20 protein-coding genes are annotated in these 23350 nt (G+C 61.7%); 16 read left to right on the forward strand and 4 right to left on the reverse strand.

Going from position 1 to position 23350, the window contains the following annotated elements; genetic code table 11:
* Positions 1-24 precede the first annotated feature (24 nt).
* Complete coding sequence (locus LCU97_RS01125; protein ID WP_232775367.1) at positions 25-204, forward strand: PA1571 family protein; 180 nt, start codon at positions 25-27, stop codon at positions 202-204.
* A 66-nt stretch (positions 205-270) separates the two neighbouring features.
* Here the strand turns inward: LCU97_RS01125 and pdxB are convergent, their stop codons facing one another.
* Positions 271-1413 carry a 4-phosphoerythronate dehydrogenase PdxB gene (gene pdxB / locus LCU97_RS01130; protein WP_232775368.1) on the reverse strand — a complete coding sequence of 381 codons (1143 nt, stop codon included), beginning with the start codon at positions 1411-1413 and terminating at the stop codon, positions 271-273.
* A gap of 193 nt (positions 1414-1606) precedes the next feature.
* On the opposite strand from pdxB, the gene LCU97_RS01135 reads away from it, so the two are divergent.
* Complete coding sequence (locus LCU97_RS01135; protein WP_332875334.1) at positions 1607-3010, forward strand: MATE family efflux transporter; 1404 nt, start codon at positions 1607-1609, stop codon at positions 3008-3010.
* Here the strand turns inward: LCU97_RS01135 and tusA are convergent.
* The gene (gene tusA / locus LCU97_RS01140) at positions 3007-3258 is read right to left on the reverse strand and encodes a sulfurtransferase TusA (protein WP_053158731.1); all 252 of its coding nucleotides are present in this window, start codon (positions 3256-3258) and stop codon (positions 3007-3009) included. The two genes, LCU97_RS01135 and tusA, sit on opposite strands and share 4 nt — an antisense overlap.
* Positions 3259-3425: 167 nt before the next feature.
* On the reverse strand, positions 3426-4520 hold the full coding sequence (rlmM, locus tag LCU97_RS01145) for a 23S rRNA (cytidine(2498)-2'-O)-methyltransferase RlmM (RefSeq protein WP_053158734.1): 1095 nt from the start codon (positions 4518-4520) through the stop codon (positions 3426-3428).
* 172 nt (positions 4521-4692) lie between these two features.
* Here rlmM and acnA point away from each other — a divergent pair, with 172 nt between their 5' ends.
* The 3 genes from acnA (at position 4693) to LCU97_RS01160 (ending at position 10232) form a co-directional block, all read left to right on the forward strand.
* Entirely contained in the window at positions 4693-7434 is a 2742-nt protein-coding gene (gene acnA, locus LCU97_RS01150) for an aconitate hydratase AcnA (protein WP_232775369.1), read from the forward strand.
* A gap of 224 nt (positions 7435-7658) precedes the next feature.
* Complete coding sequence (locus LCU97_RS01155; protein WP_232775370.1) at positions 7659-8447, forward strand: CPBP family intramembrane glutamic endopeptidase; 789 nt, start codon at positions 7659-7661, stop codon at positions 8445-8447.
* A 219-nt stretch (positions 8448-8666) separates the two neighbouring features.
* On the forward strand, positions 8667-10232 hold the full coding sequence (locus tag LCU97_RS01160; protein ID WP_232775371.1) for a methyl-accepting chemotaxis protein: 1566 nt from the start codon (positions 8667-8669) through the stop codon (positions 10230-10232).
* Between the two features lie 150 nt (positions 10233-10382).
* Here LCU97_RS01160 and LCU97_RS01165 read toward each other — a convergent pair whose 3' ends face one another.
* Positions 10383-11075: an alpha/beta family hydrolase gene (locus LCU97_RS01165; protein ID WP_232775372.1), complete on the reverse strand. Its 693-nt coding sequence runs from the start codon at positions 11073-11075 to the stop codon at positions 10383-10385.
* Between the two features lie 96 nt (positions 11076-11171).
* Between LCU97_RS01165 and ccoN (LCU97_RS01170) the strand changes: the two genes are divergently transcribed.
* The 11 genes from ccoN (LCU97_RS01170) to LCU97_RS01220 all read left to right on the forward strand — a co-directional run bounded on the left by ccoN (LCU97_RS01170) (position 11172) and on the right by LCU97_RS01220 (position 23347).
* On the forward strand, positions 11172-12596 hold the full coding sequence (gene ccoN, locus LCU97_RS01170) for a cytochrome-c oxidase, cbb3-type subunit I (protein ID WP_053158748.1): 1425 nt from the start codon (positions 11172-11174) through the stop codon (positions 12594-12596).
* Positions 12597-12606: 10 nt separating this feature from the next.
* On the forward strand, positions 12607-13215 hold the full coding sequence (gene ccoO, locus LCU97_RS01175; RefSeq protein WP_053158751.1) for a cytochrome-c oxidase, cbb3-type subunit II: 609 nt from the start codon (positions 12607-12609) through the stop codon (positions 13213-13215).
* A gap of 5 nt (positions 13216-13220) precedes the next feature.
* Complete coding sequence (locus tag LCU97_RS01180) at positions 13221-13424, forward strand: cbb3-type cytochrome oxidase subunit 3 (protein ID WP_053158754.1); 204 nt, start codon at positions 13221-13223, stop codon at positions 13422-13424.
* Positions 13421-14371 (forward strand): cytochrome-c oxidase, cbb3-type subunit III, encoded by a 951-nt coding sequence (ccoP, locus tag LCU97_RS01185; RefSeq protein WP_232775373.1) that lies wholly within the window; start codon positions 13421-13423, stop codon positions 14369-14371. The genes LCU97_RS01180 and ccoP (LCU97_RS01185) overlap by 4 nt, the downstream gene beginning before the upstream one ends.
* 480 nt (positions 14372-14851) lie before the next feature.
* Complete coding sequence (gene ccoN, locus LCU97_RS01190; RefSeq protein ID WP_053158760.1) at positions 14852-16294, forward strand: cytochrome-c oxidase, cbb3-type subunit I; 1443 nt, start codon at positions 14852-14854, stop codon at positions 16292-16294.
* Positions 16294-16902 carry a cytochrome-c oxidase, cbb3-type subunit II gene (ccoO, locus tag LCU97_RS01195; RefSeq protein WP_053158763.1) on the forward strand — a complete coding sequence of 203 codons (609 nt, stop codon included), beginning with the start codon at positions 16294-16296 and terminating at the stop codon, positions 16900-16902. The genes ccoN (LCU97_RS01190) and ccoO (LCU97_RS01195) overlap by 1 nt, the downstream gene beginning before the upstream one ends.
* Positions 16903-16907: 5 nt before the next feature.
* Positions 16908-17093 carry a CcoQ/FixQ family Cbb3-type cytochrome c oxidase assembly chaperone gene (locus LCU97_RS01200; RefSeq protein ID WP_003183474.1) on the forward strand — a complete coding sequence of 62 codons (186 nt, stop codon included), beginning with the start codon at positions 16908-16910 and terminating at the stop codon, positions 17091-17093.
* Positions 17090-18073, forward strand: coding sequence for a cytochrome-c oxidase, cbb3-type subunit III (gene ccoP, locus LCU97_RS01205; RefSeq protein WP_053158766.1), 984 nt, complete (start codon positions 17090-17092; stop codon positions 18071-18073). The genes LCU97_RS01200 and ccoP (LCU97_RS01205) overlap by 4 nt, the downstream gene beginning before the upstream one ends.
* 147 nt (positions 18074-18220) lie before the next feature.
* The gene (locus LCU97_RS01210) at positions 18221-18478 is read left to right on the forward strand and encodes a type II toxin-antitoxin system Phd/YefM family antitoxin (RefSeq protein WP_232775564.1); all 258 of its coding nucleotides are present in this window, start codon (positions 18221-18223) and stop codon (positions 18476-18478) included.
* Positions 18478-18888 carry a type II toxin-antitoxin system VapC family toxin gene (locus LCU97_RS01215; protein WP_053158772.1) on the forward strand — a complete coding sequence of 137 codons (411 nt, stop codon included), beginning with the start codon at positions 18478-18480 and terminating at the stop codon, positions 18886-18888. Before LCU97_RS01210 ends, LCU97_RS01215 begins: the two co-directional genes overlap by 1 nt.
* A 103-nt stretch (positions 18889-18991) precedes the next feature.
* Entirely contained in the window at positions 18992-23347 is a 4356-nt protein-coding gene (locus LCU97_RS01220; RefSeq protein WP_232775374.1) for an RHS repeat-associated core domain-containing protein, read from the forward strand.
* Positions 23348-23350: the final 3 nt, after the last annotated feature.

A 23350-nucleotide genomic window follows, 5' to 3' on the forward strand; every position in this document is an offset into this window, starting at 1 on the left:
CACAACCTGATGAGGAGACAGGCCATGTCCTTGCAACACCGCAGCGACGACAAGATTCAAGTGATCCGAACGCAACCAGACCAGTCCCTGGGCTGCTCGTTCATCGATGCCCAAGGGCGCGAAGTACCGATCACTGAAGCGATGATCCAGAAAGCTTGCAGCGAGCTGGAAAAACGACTGGTCAAGCCTGCCGAACAAAAGTGATACAGCCCGTCTTCAACTGAACCCGACCTTGATGTCGGGTTTTTTGTGCGTGGCCGGATAGGCAGCTTATACAGCGATGGCGCCCAGCGCAGTGACGATCCGCTGCAGAGCCGGGGACTGCCCTTCGATACGCACCTTCAGGCTGTCGATCTCCCGACGAGGCGGGTAATGCTTGCGCAGAGCGTCGAAGGCCGCACGTTGCTCAGTGACCGTGCCCACCAGACTGCGACGAAAATCCGCATCATCGCGACGTGGGTCGTAGACGCTGCGACACAACGCCGCCAGCGCCCAGGCAGGATCGGTTGCGGCATCCAGGGTTACACCGCCCAACCAGGGCCTGGGCAGCAGGTCGGCAAGGCTGACTTGAGCCGGTCGTTGCAGGAAATCGCACAAGGCTTCGTAAATCTGCGCGGTGCCGCGTTGCCGACCGTCCAAGCTGTAGCCGGCAATGTGCGGCGTAGCGATCACGCATAAATCGGCCAGGTCTACATCCACCGTCGGCTCCTGCTCCCAGACATCCAGTACCGTTTGCAGGTCCTCGCGCTCCAGCAACACATTGCGTAGCGCAACGTTATCGATGACAGGCCCCCGTGCGGCGTTGATCAGCCAAGTGCCGGGCCGGAGGCGATTCAAGCGTTGCTCGTCGAACAAATGCCAGGTCGGCAGCTCCCCATCGCGAGTCAGCGGCGTGTGCAGGCTGATCACATCGCACTGTTCGATGATCTGCTCCAGGCTGACATAGTCTCCGCCTTCGGCGACCTGGCGAGGTGGATCGCAGACCTTCACCGCCCAGCCCAGCCCCTTGAGCACGTTGATCAAGCGCCCACCTACCTGACCTGCGCCAACGACACCAAAAGTACGTTGGCCGAGATCCGCACCTTCGATTTCGGCCAGGGTCATCAGGCTGCCCAGTACATAATCCACCACACCCCGGGCATTACAGCCCGGCGCGCTGGCCCAGCGGATCCCGGCCTGCGCAAGGTACTCCAGGTCCAGGTGATCGGTGCCGATGGTGCAGGTGCCGACAAAGCGCACACTGCTGCCTTCCAGCAGCGCCCGATTGACCTGACTGACGGAGCGCACCAACAACACGTCGGCCTGGGCGACCATCGCCCGATCGATGCCTCGCCCCGGTACCCGGCGAATTTCGCCGAAGCCGGCAAAGAATGCATCGAGCAGGGGAATATTTTCATCGGCGACTATCAGCATGGCGCGGCTCCTTTGGCGGGGTGGGCAGTGTAGGCGTTCCGGTGGGTCAGTGCATTACTCGAAGAGCAAGAGAATGCGGTTGTAGGAGCAAGGCTTGCCCGCGATTACAAATCCACTACACAGGTTTTTTCCTGACCGTTGTGTCAAGGCGTAGAATTCGCCGCCTTGCGCTTACCTTTCGGACGTTTTACCTGTGAATCCTGTCATCGACACCCCTGCCTCTCTTTCCCGCCCGGCCCGGCTTCGCCTGGAGCTCAAGACCCTGCTGGCCCTGGCGCTGCCCATCATGGTGGCGCAACTGGCGACCACAGCGATGGGCTTCGTCGATGCAGTGATGGCGGGACGCGTCGGTCCTCGGGACCTGGCGGCGGTGGCACTGGGCAATTCGATCTGGGTGCCGGTGTTCCTGTTGATGACCGGTACGTTGCTGGCCACCACCCCAAAAGTTGCCCAGCGCTTCGGGGCCGGGACCTTCGACGAGATCGGTCCCCTTGTGCGCCAGGCGCTGTGGCTGGCGCTGGCGGTAGGGTTGCTCGCAACGCTGGCATTGTTCAGCGCCGAACCGGTCCTGCACATCATGAAAGTGGACCCTGAGCTGATCGGACCGTGTATGGAGTATCTGCGGGGCATTGGCACGGGCCTGCCTGCAGTGGCGCTTTATCATGTGCTGCGCTGCTTCAGCGACGGCCTGGGCCGTACGCGACCGGCGATGGTATTAGGGTTGTGCGGGCTGGCTCTGAACATTCCGTTCAACTACATCTTTATCTATGGTCATTTGGGCGTACCGGCCATGGGCGGCGTCGGCTGCGGCTGGGCCACGGCCATCGTGATGTGGGTCATGGCCCTGGGCATGGCCGGTTGGGCGCGCTGGGCACCGGCCTATCAGTCGAGCCATTTGTTCAGTCGCTTCGATTGGCCACATTGGCCGGTGATCAAGCGACTGCTGGGCATCGGCCTGCCCATCGGTATTGCGGTGTTTGCCGAGTCGAGTATTTTTGCGGTGATTGCCCTGCTGATCGGCAGTCTGGGCGCCACGGTGGTGGCCGGGCACCAGATCGCGCTGAATTTCAGCTCCCTGGTGTTCATGATCCCCTATTCTCTGGGCATGGCCGTGACGGTTCGGGTCGGCCAGGCTCTCGGGCGACGCCAGCCCCGGGAGGCGCGGTTTGCCGCCGGCGTCGGCATGGGCACCGCCCTGGCTTACGCCTGCCTGTCAGCGAGCCTGATGTTCGGGTTGCGCGGCCCGATCGCCTCGATCTACACCGCCGATCCGGTGGTGATCGAAGTGGCATCCATGCTGATCGTGTACGCGGCATTGTTCCAATTTTCAGACGGGATCCAGGTAACGGCCGCGGGCGCGTTGCGCGGCTATCAGGACACCCGGGTGACGATGATCCTGACGCTGTTCGCCTATTGGGGCATTGGCTTGCCGGTGGGTTACGCCCTGGGCCTGACCGACTGGCTGGGCGCGGCCAGCGGCCCGAGCGGATTGTGGCAAGGGTTGATCGTGGGCTTGAGCTGCGCGGCGCTGATGCTGTCGATCCGACTGGCCCGCAGCGCACGCAGGCAGATCCGCATCAGCCGCTCGATGGATTAAGCGAGCTTCTTGCGGATCCAGTAGCGGTAGGTGCCATTCTCTTCGTCCTGGGCCACCAACTGGTGGTCGAGGAACACACAGAACTTGGGAATATCACGGCGGGTCGAGGGGTCGGTGGCAATCACCTTCAACAGCCCGCCAGGCACCAGGTCGCGGATGTGCTGGTGCAACATCATCACCGGCTCCGGGCAATTGAGACCGGAGGCATCCAGTGTGCCGTCGACCGGCGTATCGTTCATTTCACTCATGATCTACTCCTGAAACCGGGCGGTATTGTCGCGCAATGTCGGCGTGCGGTCACCTTTCGCTTAACGTGCCTGTAGGAGGCCTTGTGGGAGCAAGGCCTATTTGAGCAAGGCCTGTGGGAGCAAGGCTTGCCCGCGATGCAGGCGACTCGATCTGCACAAGGACCGCGTTATCGTTTATCGCGAGCAAGCTTTGCTCCCACAGGCTTCTTGCTCTCCAGCCGCCGCAGATGACAGGTCACCTCCTCGCGATCGTGGTACAGCTGCTTGCAACCGATCTCGACCTTGATCCCCCTGGCCTTGAAGCCTTCTGCGATACGTTCGAGCAAGCGCTTCACTTCGGCGTATCGCTGCTTCATCGGCAGCTTGAGGTTGACTACCGCCTCGCGACAGTGCCCTTCGCCGATCCACTCTTCCAGCATCGCTGCGTTGCGTGCCGGCTTCTCGACGATGTCGCAGACCATCCAGTCCACCGGTTGTTTCGGCTTGAAGGTAAAGCCATCCGCCATGAGATGTTGCACCAGGCCGGTGTCCATCAGACTTTCGGCCATCGGGCCGTTGTCGATGGCGGTCACCAGCATCCCGCGGTTGACCAACTGCCAGGTCCAGCCACCCGGTGCGGCCCCAAGGTCGACGCCAGTCATATCGCTGTGCAGGCGCTCGTCCCACTGATCCCGAGGGATGAAGTGGTGCCAGGCTTCTTCAAGTTTGAGGGTGGAGCGACTTGGCGCTTCGCGAGGAAACTTCAGCCGTGGAATGCCCATCGGCCACATGGCGGAGTTCCCCGCCTCCGCCATCCCGAGGAACACTTCACGGCCGCTTTTGAAGGTCAGCAGCAGGCGCGGCTTATCCTTGTCATCGACGAGCTTGCCGGCACCGGTCAACGCCTTGCGCAACGGCCCTTCGAATTTTTTGCAGAAGTTCGACAGCTCCTTGCCATCATTGGTGTCCAGCACTTCCAGCCACAGGCTGCCGCAGGTCGGGAACGCGGCCAGATGAGACAGGATAACGCTGATGCGATCGGTTTCCGGCAGATCGATGAACAAGCCGCGTGCCCACTGGCGTGGAAAAATCAGCTCGGCGAAACGCTGGCCGCGCATCAGCCGTTCGGCACCGCCCTCTTCAGTACAGACAAACTCGGCGCAGGCGCTGGCCGGCTTGGCCTTGGCGTATCCGGCCACATCGAGCCGGGCGGCGTGTTCGGCAATCTCCGAACAGACCTCGCCTTCGAAGCCCGGCCGGCAGTGCATGAAAAGCGTGTTCATTGAAACTCCGTAGCAAAGCCTGTCACGAAAATCGGCGCATGATAGCGGAGTTCGGAACCCCGAACCTGCCCGCACAGTCCAGTGATTGGTCAGAAGCTTAAAACAGGGCTAGGTTAAAGGCTCTGTCCGTCCCGTCAGTCCGTAGCCGTGCGGACCCAAAGGAGTGATTTCAATGCCCTCCCTCGATAGCCTGAAAACCCTCAAGACGCTGCAAATCGACGCCAGGACCTACCACTATTTCAGCCTGCCGGATGCCGCCCGAAGCCTGGGCGATCTGGACCGGCTGCCCATGTCCCTCAAGGTGTTGCTGGAAAACCTGTTGCGCTGGGAAGACGAAAAAACCGTTACCGGCGCCGATCTCAAGGCCTTGGCCGGTTGGCTCAAGGAACGCCGTTCCGACCGAGAGATCCAGTACCGCCCGGCACGCGTGCTGATGCAGGATTTTACCGGCGTCCCCGCCGTGGTCGACCTGGCCGCCATGCGCGCCGCCGTGGAGCAGGCCGGCGGCGACCCCCAGCGGATCAACCCGCTATCGCCGGTGGACCTGGTGATCGACCACTCGGTGATGGTGGACAGGTTCGCCAGCCGTCAGGCGTTCGAACAGAACGTCGATATCGAAATGCAACGCAACGGTGAACGCTACGCCTTCCTGCGCTGGGGCCAGAGTGCCTTCGACAATTTCAGCGTGGTCCCGCCGGGCACCGGCATCTGCCATCAAGTCAACCTCGAATACCTGGGACGCACCGTGTGGACCCGCGAAGAAGACGGCCGCACCTATGCGTTCCCGGACACCCTCGTGGGTACGGACTCCCATACCACCATGATCAATGGCCTTGGCGTGTTGGGCTGGGGCGTAGGCGGGATCGAAGCAGAAGCGGCCATGCTCGGCCAGCCGGTGTCGATGCTGATTCCCGAAGTCATCGGCTTCAAGCTCACCGGTAAACTGCGCGAAGGCATCACCGCCACCGACCTGGTGCTGACCGTCACCCAGATGCTGCGCAAGAAAGGCGTGGTGGGAAAATTCGTCGAGTTCTATGGCGATGGCCTCGCCGACCTGCCCCTGGCCGACCGAGCCACTATCGCCAACATGGCCCCGGAATACGGCGCCACCTGCGGCTTCTTCCCGGTGGACGAGGTGACACTGGACTATCTGCGCCTGTCGGGACGACCGATAGAAACCGTGAAACTGGTAGAAGCCTATTGCAAGGCCCAGGGCTTGTGGCGACTGCCCGGCCAGGAACCGGTATTCACCGACGCCCTGGAGTTGGACATGGGCAGCGTCGAAGCCAGTCTGGCGGGACCGAAGCGTCCCCAAGACCGGGTCGCGTTGCCCAACGTCGGCCAGGCTTTCAGCGACTTCCTGGGCCTGCAGGTCAAACCTACCAGCAAGGAAGAAGGCCGCCTGGAAAGCGAAGGCGGCGGAGGCGTCGCAGTGGGTAATGCCGATCAGGTGGGGGAAGCCGAATATGAATTCGAAGGCCATACCTATCGCCTGAAGAACGGTGCGGTCGTCATCGCCGCCATCACTTCCTGTACCAACACCTCCAACCCGAGCGTGATGATGGCGGCCGGTCTGCTGGCGAAAAAAGCGGTGGAGAAAGGCCTGACGCGCAAGCCATGGGTCAAGAGTTCCCTGGCGCCAGGCTCCAAGGTCGTCACCGATTACTATCAGGCTGCCGGCCTGACTGAATACCTGGATCAACTGGGTTTTGCCCTGGTGGGCTACGGTTGCACGACCTGCATCGGTAACTCCGGGCCGTTGCCGGACCCGATCGAAAAGGCTATCCAGAAAGCCGATCTGACTGTGGCATCGGTATTGTCCGGCAACCGCAACTTCGAAGGCCGCGTACACCCATTGGTCAAGACCAACTGGCTGGCCTCACCGCCGCTGGTAGTGGCCTATGCCCTGGCCGGCACGGTGCGCATCGACATCAGCAGTGAACCGTTGGGCAACGACCGGGACGGCAAGCCCGTGTATCTACGGGACATCTGGCCCAGCAGCCAGGAAGTGGCCGATGCCGTGGCGAAGGTGGACACCGGGATGTTCCACAAGGAATACGCCGCCGTGTTTGCCGGTGACGAGCAATGGCAGGCCATCGAGGTGCCGCAAGCGGCGACCTATGTCTGGCAGCCGGACTCGACCTACATCCAGCATCCGCCGTTCTTCGACGGCATCGGTGGCCCGCCTCCGACCATCCGGAACGTCGAAGGCGCCCGGGTACTGGCTCTGCTCGGAGACTCAGTCACCACCGACCACATCTCTCCCGCCGGCAACATCAAGGCCGACAGCCCGGCCGGCCGCTACCTGCGCGAACAGGGCGTGGAGCCTCGGGACTTCAACTCCTACGGCTCACGGCGCGGCAATCATGAGGTGATGATGCGCGGTACCTTCGCCAACATCCGCATCCGCAACGAGATGCTCGGTGGTGAAGAAGGCGGCAACACGATCTACATTCCCAGCGGCGAAAAGATGCCGATCTACGACGCCGCGATGCTGTACCAGGCCATGGGCACGCCGCTGGTGGTCATTGCCGGCCAGGAATATGGCACCGGCTCGAGTCGGGACTGGGCCGCCAAAGGCACCAATCTGCTGGGCGTCAAGGCTGTGATTGCCGAAAGTTTCGAGCGCATCCACCGTTCCAACCTGGTGGGCATGGGTGTGCTGCCGTTACAGTTCAAGCTCGATCAGAATCGCAAGAGCCTGAACCTGACCGGCCGGGAAACCCTCGACATCCTCGGCCTCAGCGACGTTGAACTGACGCCGCGGATGAATCTGCCACTGGTGATCACCCGCGAAGACGGTCGCCAGGAGCGCATCGAAGTGTTGTGCCGGATCGATACTTTGAACGAGGTGGAATATTTCAAGGCGGGAGGCATTCTTCACTATGTCCTACGGCAATTGATTGCAGCCTGAAAGGACCTGTCCTACCAAAACACCGCCTTTTTCGGGCGGTGTTTTCGTTTGGATCCTCTTATAATCCCCCCGCCGCCGGCGCTCAAGGACCTGAGTCCGGCAGCGACTTTTCCATTCCTACGCATAAATCCGTATGGATACAAATGTGCTCTTTGCACGAGATGGCAGCGTCGTAGACGCGGCGGCCATTCTCGCCGAAGCTTCACAGCCTAAAAGGACGTTTTATGCCCGCTCTACCCTGGCCCTATCTGGCCCTGCTTTCCATCGGTTACTGCCTGGCGCTGGCTTACGGCCAATTGGCCTGGACAGCCGCCATCTCGGTCGCGCTGCTGCTGTTCGCCGGGTATGCAGCTCGCCAGCAGCTGACGCCTGTGGGCCGGTTTCTGGGGCACGCCCTGTTCCTGATCATGGCCCTGGCGCTGGCACTGCATTGGATGCCCGGTTTTTTCAACGGTCGGGCCATCCCGGCGCAACGCCTGACCGATGACGCGGTGCCGTTCGCCATGTATTTCAATCAGGACAAGCCCTTGATTGGCTTCTGGTTGTTGCTGGCCTGCCCGTGGATCGTCGGGCGACCTACGTTTCGCCTGTCTGTTTATGCAACCGCCCTCGGCCTGACGCTGAGCGCGGTATTGGCCCTGGGCGGAGCGATCCTGCTGGGGATGATCCAATGGGCGCCGAAGTGGCCGGATCACGCCTGGCTGTGGATGCTGAACAATCTTTTGTTGGTCACGGTGGTGGAGGAAGCGCTGTTTCGTGGCTACATTCAGGGAGGTCTGAGCCGTCGCTTCAGCCAGCTGGCCCATGGCGACAACCTGGCGTTGCTCCTGGCTTCGTTGCTGTTCGGCCTGGTACACGTCGGCGCGGGTTGGCAATGGGTACTGCTATCGGGCCTGGCGGGGGTCGGCTACGGCCTTGCGTATCGGTTCGGCGGCCTCGGCGCGGCGATTGCCACTCATTTCGGTCTGAACCTACTGCATTTCACCCTGTTTACCTATCCGATGCTGGCTTAGGCTCTGTTTGAAAAGTCTTGAGACGAAGGTCAGGCAAGGCGAAAATCGGCGAGGGAGCGGAGTTTACTGGAGTAAATGAGCATTCCGAGCCGGTTTTCAACGCAGCATGAACGAGTATCAAGGCTTTTCAGACAGAGCCTAGGACCGCAGGGTAAAAATTACCTCAATTTAAAGCTGACTGCGCCGACAACCTCTCAAAGCCTTGCGGATCTACACACCATGCGTAACAACCAACCCATTACACAACGCGAAAGGACCTTCCCGGCCCAGCAACGATTGATCTCCACCACCAATGCCAAGGGAGTGATCACCTACTGCAACGATGCATTCGTCGAAATCAGTGGGTTTTCCAAGGAAGAACTGATCGGTTCGCCCCACAACCTGGTGCGCCACCCCGACGTCCCGTCGGCCGTGTTCGCCCATATGTGGAACACCCTGAAACAAGGCTTGCCATGGATGGGCATCGTCAAGAATCGCTGCAAGAGCGGAGACCATTACTGGGTCAACGCTTACGTCACGCCCGTATTCGAAGCCAACCAGGTGGTCGGTTACGAATCGGTGCGGGTCAAGCCCACCGCCGAACAGATCGCGCGGGCCGAAGCGCTTTATCGACGCATCAACCAGGGCAAGCCGGCGGTACCGCGCACCGATAAGTGGGTACCCGTGCTGCAGGACTGGCTGCCGTTCATCCTGGTCAGCCAATTGAGCTTCGTCGTGGGCGCGTTCCTCAATTCCTCCTGGGGCTTTGCCTTGGCCGCCCTGTTGTCGGTGCCCCTGGGCCTGATGGGCCTGCAATGGCAGCAACGCGGGATCAAACGCCTGCTGCGCCTGGCGGAACAGACCACTTCTGATCCGCTGATTGCCCAGATGTACACGGACAGCCGTGGCGTCCAGGCACGCCTGGAAATGTCGATCCTCAGCCAGGAAGCGCGCCTCAAGACCTGCTTGACCCGTCTTCAGGATACCGCCGAGCATCTCAACGACCAGGCACGGCAGTCCAACACCCTGGCCCATGACAGCTCCAGCGGCCTTGAGCGTCAGCGGGTAGAGACCGAACAGGTAGCCACCGCGGTCAATCAGATGGCCGCCACCACCCAGGAGGTCGCCAGCCACGTGCAGCGCACCGCCGACGCCACCCAGGAAGCCAATCGCCTCACTGGCCGCGGACGTGACATCGCCGGGGAGACCCGCGAAGCCATCGAACGCCTGTCGAAGGTCGTCGGAGAAACCGGTGAGACCGTGACCCAGCTCGCCAAGGACAGCGACGAGATCGGGGGCGTGGTGGACGTGATCAAGGGCATTGCCGACCAGACCAACCTGCTGGCCCTCAATGCCGCCATCGAAGCCGCCCGTGCCGGCGAAATGGGCCGTGGCTTCGCCGTGGTGGCCGATGAAGTGCGGCAACTGGCACAACGTACCAGCGAATCCACTGGGCAAATCCACGCCTTGATCGCCAAGCTCCAGCAGACCGCCAACAATGCGGTACAGACCATGGACGCAGGTCACCGTCAGGCTGAAGAAGGCGTGGCGCGGGTCATGGAAGCAGACGAAGCGCTGGTGGGCATCAGTGAAGCGGTGGCCAACATTACCGACATGACTACCCAGATCGCCGCCGCCACCGAGGAGCAAAGCTCGGTAGCCGAGGAGATCAGTCGCAACATCAGCAATATTTCGGAACTGGCCGACCAGACCTCGGGACAGGCGCACAGCTCGGCGCTGCTGAGCGAAGAACTGACCCGCACGGCCAATACGCAGTATTCGTTGGTGGAGCGGTTTAACCGCTGACGTCAGTTGGCTTGCTAAAACCCGGACAGCGAGAGCCTCCGGGTTTTCTACTGTCAGGGATACCGCTATCGCGAGCAGGCTCGCTCCCACATTGGAATGCATTTCCCTGTGGGTGCGAGCCTGCTCGCGATGAGTGTGGTACAGACACCCTCAATTGCGCTGAAGAAACCCGGCCACTGCCTGGGCCGCCGTCTCCAGATGCTGCCCATGAGTAAACCCCGAAGCCTTCAGCGGCTTTAGATCATGATCCCCCGCTGCCAGCCACAACACTTCGATACTCGATGACAGTGCATAACCCTGCACCGCTTCACGATTGCCCAACGCATCGCGTTCGCCCTGGACGACCAAGGCCCGGGTCTTCAACCCCGCCAGATGCTCGACCCGCGGTTTCTCCGGCTTGCCCGCCGCGTAGAACGGGTAACCCAAGCATACCAGCGCGTCACAGCCCAGCTCATCGGCGACCAGGCTTGCCATGCGCCCGCCCATGGACTTGCCGCCAATGGCCAGTCGCCCCGCGACATAGGGCCGCACCGTGGCGTACACCTCACGCCAGCACTCGAGCAGTTTCGGTGCTGGATTGGGCGGGCGCTTGCCCCCGTCCGCGCGTCGCTGGGCCATGTAGGGAAACTCGAAGCGCAACACGTTCACCCCATGTGCGGCAAGGCGCGTAGCCATCTCATCCATGAAACCGCTGTCCATCGGCGCGCCGGCGCCGTGGGCCAGGATCAGGGTCGGGGGCTCGACGCTGAAGCCCGGTTGCGCAACCGTCCATAGCCAGCCGTGTCGAGTCACACACTCCGCCCATTGATCCCCGTCAATACTGGCCTTGTGCTGTTTGTCCATGCTTGCCTCGCTTTCAGTCTGCCTATAACTCCAGGCGAAGAATGCCGTACTGCCTTGCGCGGGCGCGTTCTTCGGCTGAACCGTGGATGGGGAACCATGAACACTTCTATCAGTACCGCCTACAACTACAAGGTGGTCCGCCAATTCGCCATTATGACGGTGGTGTGGGGCATCGTCGGCATGGGGCTCGGGGTTTTTCTCGCTGCCCAGTTGGTCTGGCCACAGCTCAATTTCGATCTACCGTGGACCAGCTTCGGCCGCCTGCGCCCGTTGCACACCAACGCGGTGATCTTCGCCTTCGGTGGCTGCGCCCTGTTCGCCAGCTCGTTCTATTCGGTGCAGCGCACCTGCCAGACCCAGCTGTTTGCGCCAAAGCTCGCTGCATTCTGCTTCTGGGGCTGGCAACTGGTGATCCTGCTGGCGGCCATCAGCCTGCCGCTGGGCTACACCAGCTCCAAGGAATATGCCGAACTGGAATGGCCGATCGACATCCTGATCACCATCGTCTGGGTCGCCTACGCCATCGTGTTTTTCGGCACCGTGGCCAAGCGCAACACCAAGCACATCTACGTGGGCAACTGGTTTTTCGGCGGCTTCATCCTGACCGTGGCGATCCTGCACATCGTCAATAACCTGGAACTGCCGGTGAGCCTCACCAAGTCCTACTCGGTATACGCCGGGGCCACTGACGCGATGGTGCAATGGTGGTACGGCCACAACGCCGTGGGCTTTTTCCTCACCGCGGGTTTCCTGGGAATGATGTACTACTTCGTGCCGAAACAGGCCGAGCGTCCGGTGTATTCCTATCGCTTGTCCATCGTGCACTTCTGGGCGCTGATCACCCTGTACATCTGGGCCGGTCCGCACCACCTGCACTACACCGCGCTGCCGGACTGGGCGCAGTCCCTGGGCATGGTGATGTCGCTGATCCTACTGGCACCGAGCTGGGGCGGCATGATCAACGGCATGATGACCCTCTCCGGCGCCTGGCATAAGCTGCGCAGCGACCCGATCTTGCGTTTCCTGGTGGTGTCCCTGGCGTTCTACGGCATGTCGACCTTCGAAGGCCCGATGATGGCGATCAAGACCGTCAACGCCCTCTCCCACTACACCGACTGGACCATCGGCCACGTACACGCCGGCGCCCTCGGCTGGGTGGCAATGATCTCCATCGGCGCGCTGTACCACATGATCCCGAAAGTCTTCGGCCGCACGCAGATGCACAGCATCGGCCTGATCAACGCGCACTTCTGGCTCGCCACCATCGGCACCGTGCTCTACATCGCCTCGATGTGGGTCAACGGGATCGCCCAGGGCCTGATGTGGCGCGCCGTGAACGAGGACGGCACCCTGACCTACTCCTTCGTCGAAACCCTGGTGGCCAGCCACCCAGGCTTCGTCGTGCGACTGGCGGGCGGTGCCATCTTCCTCGCCGGCATGTTGCTGATGGCCTACAACACCTGGCGCACCGTGCGGGCCTACCAGCCTGCCGAAGCTGCCGCTGCCGCGCAGATGGCCTGAGGAGTCCACCATGAAACACGAAACAATTGAAAAGAACGTCGGCCTGCTGATGCTGCTGATGGTCCTGGCCGTGAGCATCGGTGGCCTGACCCAGATCGTCCCTCTGTTCTTCCAGGACGTGACCAACAAGCCGGTGGACGGCATGAAGCCCTACACCGCCCTGCAACTGGAAGGCCGCGACATCTATATCCGTGAAGGCTGCGTCGGTTGCCATTCGCAGATGATCCGTCCGTTCCGCGCCGAGACCGAGCGCTACGGCCACTACTCGGTGGCCGGTGAAAGTGTCTGGGACCATCCGTTCCTGTGGGGCTCCAAGCGTACCGGACCGGATCTGGCCCGGGTCGGCGCGCGTTACTCCGACGATTGGCACCGCGCCCACTTGTACAACCCGCGCAACGTCGTGCCCGAGTCGAAAATGCCGGCCTATCCGTGGCTGGTGAACCAGGCGGTCGACAGCAGCCACACCGAAGGCAAGCTGCGCGCCATGCGCACCCTCGGCGTGCCGTACACCGATGACGACATTGCCAGCAGCGTGGCCTCCCTCAAGGGCAAGACCGAAATGGATGCACTGGTGGCCTACCTGCAAGTGCTCGGCACCGCCATCAAGAGCAAGAGGTGAGTCCCATGTTTCTTGAAATGAGCACTGGAATGATCCGAGGCCTGGGCACGGTCGTGGTCTTCGTCGCCTTCGTCGGCCTGATCCTGTGGGTCTTCAGCAGCAAGCGCGGCCCGGAATTCGCCCAGGCGCGCCTGCTGCCGTTCGCCGACGAGCCGTCAGCCGATATCGTCAATCCTCAAGACCCTGCAACAAGGAGTACCCGACCATGACCACCTTCTGGAGTACGTGGATCTGCGTACTGACTCTTGGCAGCCTTATCGGCCTGACCTGGCTGCTGATCGGCACCCGTAAGGGCGAGACCAAGGGCAGCGTCGACCAGACCATGGGCCACAGCTTCGACGGCATCGAGGAATACGACAACCCACTGCCACAATGGTGGTTCCTGTTGTTTGCCGGCACCCTGGTATTTTCTGTAGGTTATCTGATCCTGTATCCGGGCCTGGGCAACTGGAAAGGCGTTCTGCCCGGCTACGAGAACGGCTGGACCGGCGCCCATGAATGGGAAAAGGAAATGGCCAAGGCCGATGCCAAATTCGGACCGATCTTCGCCAAATTTGCCGCGATGCCCGTTGAAGAAGTCGCCAAGGACCCGCAGGCCTTGAAAATGGGCGGTCGCCTGTTCGCTTCCAACTGCTCGGTCTGCCATGGTTCGGACGCCAAGGGGGCATTCGGCTTCCCGAACCTGGCCGACAGCAACTGGCGCTGGGGTGGCGCTGCCGACACCATCAAGGCCACCATCATGGGCGGGCGCATGGCGGCAATGCCGGCCTGGGGCGAAGTGCTGGGCGATGCCGGGGTCAAGAACGTAGCCGCCTATGTGCGTCATGACCTGGCCGGCCTGCCGTTGCCAGCGGACAGCGGCGCCGACCTGGAAGCCGGCAAGCAGGCCTTCAATACCACCTGTGTCGCCTGCCACGGCGCCAACGGCCAGGGTACCGAAGCCATGGGCGCGCCAAACCTGACGCAACCGGCGGGCTTCATCTACGGCACCAGCCTGGCGCAATTGCAGCAAACCATCCGCCACGGTCGTCAGGGTCACATGCCGGCCCAGAACGAACTGCTCGGCAACGACAAAGTGCAGTTGCTCGCAGCGTACGTCTACAGCCTGTCCCACCCTTCAGGTGCCGAGCGCCTGGCTGAACGCAAAAGCGAATAAATCCTGACCACACGAACAACCGCATTCACTCGGATGCGGTTGTTCGCTTGCCTGCGCGACCCATTGTCGCACCCTCCCATGGTCTTCCTTTCGGTTCACCGGAATCGGGTCTAAGCTTCCCTCTGCGTGTACTGGCGACTGCCGGTTTCAGGTCGACCCGACCCGATGTGTTCGACAATCGTTCGATAAAAATGCCGCAAAGACAGGCAGATACCGGCTATTTCCGAGATCGCCTCGTATCACCCGAACGCCTTGTGTAAACACACCCCGTTACAACCGACCCGACCCCCTCGCCTCTTTCCTTTGCAGCGACCGTTTGCCGGGACCGTATTTTGTCCCTACGCAAAACATGGAAAGGCCGCAGAATCAGCTTTTGAAAGCATTGACCCAGGTCATGGCGCGTTGCAATGACCCCCCGCTTTCTCCATACTTGCGGCCGATTTTTATCCTAATAAAACACCCAAACCGTGGAACCTTAGAATGAGCACAGCAATCAGTCCGACTGCTTATAACTATAAGGTAGTCCGCCAGTTCGCCATCATGACGGTGGTCTGGGGGATCCTTGGCATGGGGCTCGGTGTCTTCATCGCCTCGCAACTGGTCTGGCCGGAGTTGAACTTCGATCTGCCATGGACGACGTTTGGACGCCTGCGCCCGCTGCACACCAACCTGGTGATCTTCGCCTTCGGTGGTTGTGCATTGTTCGCCACTTCCTACTACGTCGTGCAGCGAACCTGCCAGACGCGACTGATCTCCGACAGCCTCGCTGCCTTCACCTTCTGGGGTTGGCAAGCCGTCATCGTCGGCGCGATCGTGACCTTGCCAATGGGTTTCACCACCACCAAGGAATACGCGGAACTGGAATGGCCCCTGGCTATCCTGCTGGCCATCGTCTGGGTGACCTACGGTCTGGTGTTCTTCGGCACTATCGTCAAGCGCAAGACCAAGCACATCTATGTCGGTAACTGGTTCTACGGCGCCTTCATCGTCGTAACGGCGATGCTGCACATCGTCAACCACATGTCGCTGCCGGTCAGTCTGTTCAAGTCGTACTCGGCCTACTCGGGCGCGACCGACGCGATGATCCAGTGGTGGTACGGCCACAACGCCGTGGGCTTCTTCCTGACCACCGGCTTCTTGGGAATGATGTACTACTTCGTGCCGAAGCAGGCCGAGCGTCCGATCTACTCCTATCGCCTGTCCATCGTGCACTTCTGGGCGCTGATCACCCTGTACATTTGGGCCGGTCCGCACCACTTGCACTACACCGCGCTGCCAGACTGGGCGCAGTCCCTGGGCATGGCGATGTCGATCATCCTGCTGGCCCCAAGCTGGGGTGGCATGATCAACGGCATGATGACCCTGTCCGGCGCCTGGCATAAGCTGCGCACCGACCCGATCCTGCGCTTCCTCGTGGTGTCTCTGGCGTTCTACGGCATGTCGACCTTCGAAGGCCCGATGATGGCCATCAAGACCGTCAACTCCCTGAGCCACTACACCGACTGGACCATCGGCCACGTACACGCCGGCGCGCTGGGCTGGGTCGCGATGATCTCCATCGGCGCCATCTACCACATGATCCCGAAACTGTTCGGTCGTGCGCAGATGCACAGCACCGGCCTGATCAACGCGCACTTCTGGCTCGCGACCATCGGTACCGTGCTCTACATCGCCTCGATGTGGGTCAACGGCATCACCCAGGGCCTGATGTGGCGCGCAATCAACGACGACGGCACCCTGACCTACTCGTTCGTCGAAGCGCTGCAAGCCAGCCATCCTGGTTTCATCGTGCGTGCCCTGGGCGGCGCGTTCTTCGCCAGCGGCATGCTGCTCATGGCCTACAACGTGTACCGCACCGTTCGTGCTTCTGACCCGGCTGAAGCTGAAGCCGCCGCCAAGATCGCCGTAGTTGGAGCTCACTGATGAAGCACGAAGCAGTAGAGAAGAATATCGGCCTGCTGGCCTTCTTCATGGTCATCGCCGTCAGCGTCGGCGGCCTGACCCAGATCGTTCCGCTGTTTTTCCAGGACGTGACCAACAAGCCGGTCGAAGGCATGAAGCCGCGCACCGCCCTTGAACTGGAAGGCCGCGACGTCTATATCGCCAACGGCTGTGTCGGCTGCCATTCGCAGATGATCCGTCCGTTCCGCGCCGAGACCGAACGCTACGGCCACTACTCGGTCGCCGGCGAAAGCGTCTGGGACCACCCGTTCCTGTGGGGCTCCAAGCGCACCGGTCCGGACCTGGCCCGTGTTGGCGGTCGCTACTCCGACGATTGGCAGCGTGCGCACCTGTACAACCCGCGCAACGTGGTGCCGGAGTCGAAAATGCCGGCCTACCCGTTCCTCGTAGAAAACAAGCTCGACGGCAAAGACACCGCGAAAAAAATGGAAGTCCTGCGCAGCCTGGGCGTTCCTTACACCGACGAAGACATCGCCGGTGCCAGGGATGCCGTGAAGGGCAAGACTGAAATGGACGCGCTGGTGGCCTATCTGCAAGGCCTGGGCACCATCATCAAAAGCAAACGGTGATTTAGATGGATATCGGGATGATTCGTGGCCTGGGCACCGTCGTCGTGATGGTGGCCTTTATCGGTCTGGCCCTGTGGGTGTTCAGCCCCAAGCGCAAGTCGGAGTTTGACGACGCGACCTTGCTGCCGTTCGCGGATGATCCCGAAGCCATCAAGCACGTCGAGCAAGCTTCTAGGAGTAACAAAGAATGACTACGTTCTGGAGTCTGTACGTCACAGTCCTCAGTCTGGGAACGATCTTCTCCCTGACCTGGCTGCTGCTGTCGACCCGCAAGGGCCAGCGCGCCGAACAAACGGACGAGACCGTTGGCCACTCGTTCGATGGCATCGAGGAATATGACAACCCTCTGCCAAAGTGGTGGTTCATGCTGTTCGTGGGCACCATCGTGTTCGCCCTCGGTTACCTGGTGCTCTACCCGGGCCTGGGCAACTGGAAAGGCCTGCTGCCGGGCTATAACTACCTGGACACCGAAAAGCAGACCCCTTTCGCCAATGGCCAGACCGGCTGGACCGGCGTACACGAATGGGAAAAGGAAATGGCTCGTTCGGACGCCAAGTTCGGTCCGATCTTCGCCAAATTCGCGTCCATGCCCATCGAAGAAGTCGCCAAAGATCCGCAAGCGCTGAAAATGGGCGGTCGCCTGTTCGCCTCCAACTGCTCGGTTTGCCACGGTTCCGACGCCAAGGGTGCCTACGGTTTCCCGAACCTGACCGACGCCGACTGGCGCTGGGGCGGTGAGCCGGAAACCATCAAGACCACCATCATGGGCGGTCGTCACGCGGTCATGCCGGGTTGGGCTGCCGTGGTGGGCGAGCAAGGCGTAGCCGACGTGGCCTCCTACGTGGTGACCAGCCTGCACGGTCGCAAGCTGCCGGAAGGTGCCAAGGCTGATCCGGCCAACGGCCAGAAGCTGTTCGCAGCCAACTGCGTGGCGTGCCACGGCCCAGCCGGCAAAGGCACGCCTGCCATGGGCGCACCTGACCTGACGCATCCAGCCGGTTTCATCTACGGTTCGAGCTTCGCCCAACTGCAGCAGACCATCCGCTATGGTCGCCAGGGCCAGATGCCTGCCCAGGCTGACCTGCAAGGCAACGACAAGGTCCACCTGTTGGCCGCCTACGTCTACAGCCTGTCCCACGGCGAAAAGGCTCCGGCCGCTGACGCCCAGTAAGACAAGCACCTGATACACCGAAGGCCCCGTCAATGAATATTGGCGGGGCCTTTTGTTTGGCCCGATGGCTGGCTCATTTGTTTTACCTTGCGCGCTCCACATCCAGGTAGTAACGTGCCTACATTCAAGTTCAGCGAGGGCATTTCCATGTCCATCACCACTATTTCCAGCCGCGAGTTCAATCACGACACAAGTGGTGCCAAAAAAGCCACTCTTGAGGGGCCGGTGATCATCACCGACCGTGGCAAGCCGGCCCATGTGCTGCTAAGCATTGAGGAGTACCAAAAACTCACCGGCATCGGCGGCACCAGCATTGTCGAGTTGCTGGTGATGCCCGATGCGCCGGATATCGATTTCGACACCGAGCGTGCCGTCATCTCTCCTCGATCGGTAGACCTGTCCTGATGTTTTTACTCGACACCAACGTCATCTCGGAACTGCGCAAACCGCAGGCAGACAAGAATGTACAATCCTGGGCGCGCAGCGTGCCCGCCCCCAGCCTTTACGTTTCGGCGATTACCGTATTGGAACTGGAAACCGGTGTGTTGCGCTTCGAACGCAAGGACCCGGTCCAAGGCAGCCGTTTGCGTGCATGGCTGGATAACCATGTCATGCCCGCGTTTGCAGGTAGAATCCTGACGGTCGACCGCGCCGTCGCCCTGCGCTGCGCCCGCCTGCACGTACCGGACCGCAGCAATGAATGTGATGCGCTGATTGCCGCAACCGCATTGGTCCATGGATTGACCGTGGTCACCCGCAACGTGAACGATTTCCAGAGCAGTGGCGTGGCGCTGCTCAACCCCTGGTCAAGCTGAAATAACGTTACAACGGACCCTCAATTCACCGCCAAGGAGACAGGCACAGTGGCAGGTATCAACCCCTTCAAGCAGATGGCCGGCAAACGTCCGGGGCTCCTGCATGTCTGACGCACTCTGGGCTGCCCGCCTGGGCGATGCGCTCGACCACACCTCGATGATGGCCGATATTCTTGGCGGCGTGCTGGAGGTAGCGGCCAACATCGCGATCACCGCGTTGGCGACCGCCGCCGTGGTCGCAGCCACGGGCATCACCGTGGCCACGGGCGGCCTGGGTTGCTTCCTGCTCGGCGCGGTGGTGGGCGCCGTGGTCGGCATCGCCATGAGCAAGACCGGGGCCGACAAGGGCCTGAGCAATATCTGCGAGGGCATTGGCAATGCCCTATTCCCCCCCACGGTGCAAGCCAACATCCTCACCGGCTCCACCGACACCCTGACCAACAACATTCCCGCCGCTCGTGCCGCCGGGGCCATCGAGTCCCATGTCGCGCCGGCCGGGACCGAACTCGAGACACCCGAGGCCGAGCCCAGCTACCTGGACATGGCCGAGAGCTTCTTCTCGCAGATGTGGCGCCCCACCGTCGCCACCCCCGCCCCCGGCGCCGTGCCCAAGCCGCTGGACATGATCACCTGCCTGAAGCACCCGCCGATGCCGCCGCAGTTTCTGGCCGAAGGCTCGGACAAGGTCACCATCAACGGCCAGCCGGCTGTGCGCAGCGGCGACCGCAGCACCTGCGACGGTAAGGTCGTCTCGTCCGGGCTGATTTCGTCCAATGTCACCATTGGCGGTGGTTCGGTGGTGGTGCGCGAGATTCGCAGCGGCAAGACGCCGGGCGTGGGCCTGGCAGTGACCGCGCTGCTGATGCTCAAGGGCGGCAAGGGGAAGTTCTTCAGCAAATTGCCGTGCATGCTGGCTGGCGCTGCGGCGTCGATGGCGGTCAGCAGTGCGATGGGCGCGGCGGCCAATGCGGCCATGGGTTCGTCGAATCCGGTGCATGCCGCCACCGGGGCCAAGGTATTGGGCGGTGATCAAGAGCTGGACTTCGTCCTGCCCGGCATCCTGCCGATTGACTGGCAGCGCTTCTACAACAGCCGCGACGAGCGTGGCGACGGCTTGTTCGGCGTCGGCTGGAGCGTGAGCTACGAGGTACAGGTCGAGATTCGTCCCCATCCCGAAGGCGGCGAAACCCTGGTCTACACCGACGAACAGGGCCGCCCCATCGACATGGGCTCGATCCCCCTGGGCGGCGCGGTGTTCAGCGCCGGTGAAGGCCTAGCCGTGCGCCGGCATGTCAACGGCCAGTTGCTGATCGAAAGCGACGACGGCCTGTACCGCCTGTTCGAACCGACGCCGGGGCAGGCCTCGTTGCTGCGCCTGAGCCAATTGGGCGACCGCAACGACAACCGCATCCACCTCGACTACGACGAAGCCGGGCGTCTGGTGCGCCTGCGCGACACCTTCGATCTGGTGCAGGTGGAGCTGATTCGCGAACATGAGCGCGTCGTCCGGCTCGAGCGCCTCTACCCCGACCAACAGCGCGAAGTGCTGGTCAGCTACGCCTACGACGCCGCCAACAACCTCGCCGAAGTACGCGACACCACCGGCCAGGTGCAACGGCGCTTCAACTACGACGCCGGGCGGCGCATGGTGGAACACCAATTGCCCACCGGTCTGCGCTGCTTCTACGAATGGGCCTCGATCGAAAACCAGGAATGGCGCGTGACCCGCCACTGGACCGACGAAGGCGACGCCTACCAGTTCGACTATGATCTGATCGCCGGGACGACGCGCATCACCGACAGCTTGCAGCGCACCAGCACCCGCCACTGGAACGCCCAGCACCAGATCATCCGCTCCACCGACAACCTCGGTCAGACCTGGCTGTTCGAATGGAACGACGAGCGCCAGTTGCTCGGCGCCACCGACCCGCAAGGTGGTGGCTACACGTTCAACTACGACGAAGCCGGCAACCTGATCAGCGAAACCGACCCGCTGGGCCGTAGCGATTCCACCCAGTGGCTCGAACACTGGGCCCTGCCATTGGTGGACACGGACGCCGCCGGCCAAAGCTGGCAGTATCGCTACGACCCACGGGGCAACTGCATCGCCGAGACCAATCCGCTGGGCCACGTCACCCGCTACCGCTACGACAGCCACGGGCAGGTCGTCGAAATCATCGATGCCACCGGCAAGAGCAAGAAGCTGCGCTGGAACCCGTTCGGGCAACTCGTCGAGCACATCGATTGCTCGGGTTATCCCACCCGCTTCAACTACGACTCGCGTGGCTATTTGCAGACCATCACCGATGCCCTCGGCGAGCGCATCCAGTTCAGCTACGACGCCCAAGGTCGCTTGCTCGGCAGCCAGTTGCCGGACGGCCGCAGCGAGCACTACCAGCGCGACGCCGCCGGCCAGCTCACCGGCTACACCGACCCGGCCGGGCACACCACGCGCTACCAGCACAACCGTCGCGGCCAGGTGCGCCAGCGCACCGACGCTCTGGGCCGGCAGGTGCAATTTGCCTATGACGGCTTTGGCCGGCTGCAAGCGCTGGTCAATGAGAATGGCGAGAGCTATCGGTTTGCCTGGGACGCCGGGGATCGATTGGTCGAGCAACGGGACCTGGATGGCAGCGCCAAACGCTACAGCTATGACGTGCTCGATAACGTCTCGGCCGTAACAGCCATTCCAGCGGCCTATGGCAACGGTCTCGCCGTGGTGCCCGAACCCCCACCGCAGCCCATCGTCCATCGCCTGGAACGCGACGCCGCAGGCCGGCTGATCGCCAAGATCACCGACGATGGCCGTACCGACTACAGCTACGACCCGCTGGACCAGCTCACCGCCGTCACCTTCACCGACCGACAAGGAAATGTCCAGAGCCTGAGCTTCGTCTACGACGCCCTCGGCCAGTTGCTGGAAGAACACGGCGCGGCCGGTCGCCTGCAGCACCACTACGACGAACTCGGCAACCTGATCCAGACCCAACTGCCCGATGGCCGCTGGGTCAATCGCCTGTACTACGGCAGCGGCCACCTGCACCAGATCAACCTCGACGGCCAGGTCATCAGCGACTTCGAGCGCGACCGCCTGCACCGCGAAGTGCTACGCACCCAGGGGCAGATCAGCACCCGCAGCGAATACGACCGCAGCGGCCGCCTGCGCGCGCGGCAACGCCGCCACAGCAGCCAGCCCACGTTGTCGCCGGCGGCGGTGCAAAAGCACTTCGAGTACGACCCCGCCGATCACCTGATTGGCAAACACGACCAGCAACCCGCCGCGCAACACCACCAGTTGCTGCACTACGACGCCACCGGCCGCATCATCGCCAGCCAGGACAGCCTGCACGGCCAGCGCGAAACCTTCGCCTACGACGCCGCCGCCAATTTACTGGACGGCCCGCAGGCAGGCGCCGGGCTGGTGGTGCATAACAAACTGCTGACCTACCAGGACAAGCGCTACCGTTACGACGCCTTCGGCCGCATGATCGAAAAACGCAGCGCCGCCCGCGGCCTGCAACGCTTTGCCTACGACGCCGAAAGCCGCCTGATCGAGGTGCGCGATGAAAACGGTAGCGTCGTCAACATGATCTACGACCCGTTGGGCCGACGCATCGCCAAGACCGAACACGACACCAGCGGCTACCCGCTGGGAGAAACCCGCTTCACCTGGGACGGTCTGCGCCTGTTGCAGGAACACCGCCACCAACAGACCAGCCTCTACATCTACGAAAACGACGGCTACGACCTTCTGGCCCGCGTCGACGGCAGCGGCGCGCTGCAAAAAGTGCGCTACTACCACAACGACCTCAACGGCCTGCCCGAACAACTCACCGAAACCGACGGGCACAGCGTCTGGCGGGCGACGTACCGGGTGTGGGGCAATACGCTGCAAGAAGTGCGCGAGCCATATTACATCGAAGAGCAGAACCTAAGGTTCCAGGGGCAGTACCTGGATCGAGAGACGGGGCTGCATTTCAATACGTTCAGGTTTTATGATCCGGATGTGGGGCGGTTTACGACGCCGGATCCGATTGGGTTGGCGGGAGGACTGAATACCTACGCTTACTCGCCCAATCCATTTATGTGGTCCGACCCATTGGGGCTGGCAGCCTGTTCGAAGAAAGTGGATGCCTTGCGCAACGGGCCGCAAAAAACAGTCGTAACGGTAAAAACCAAAAAAGAAGCCAATGAGTTGTTGGCCGAGGCGTTCCCCAAGGCTCAGAAAGTCAGGGGCATTGGATCGCAGGACGCTCAAGGCATCAGAAAGAAAAATAAAATGGATCAATTTAAAAAGCGGGATGGAAAAGTCCGATACAGAAAGGATTACCCTATCAACAAGGAAACAGGACGAGTTTATGGTCACGACGACCCGAAAGGTACAGGTCACGGAGAACTACCACACGTCAACATCAAGCGGGCCGACGGAACAATGGTTCGTATCGACATCACAGGCTAAAAC

It is taken from the genome of Pseudomonas uvaldensis (assembly GCF_021271205.1).
Taxonomy (GTDB): Bacteria; Pseudomonadota; Gammaproteobacteria; order Pseudomonadales; family Pseudomonadaceae; genus Aquipseudomonas; species Aquipseudomonas uvaldensis.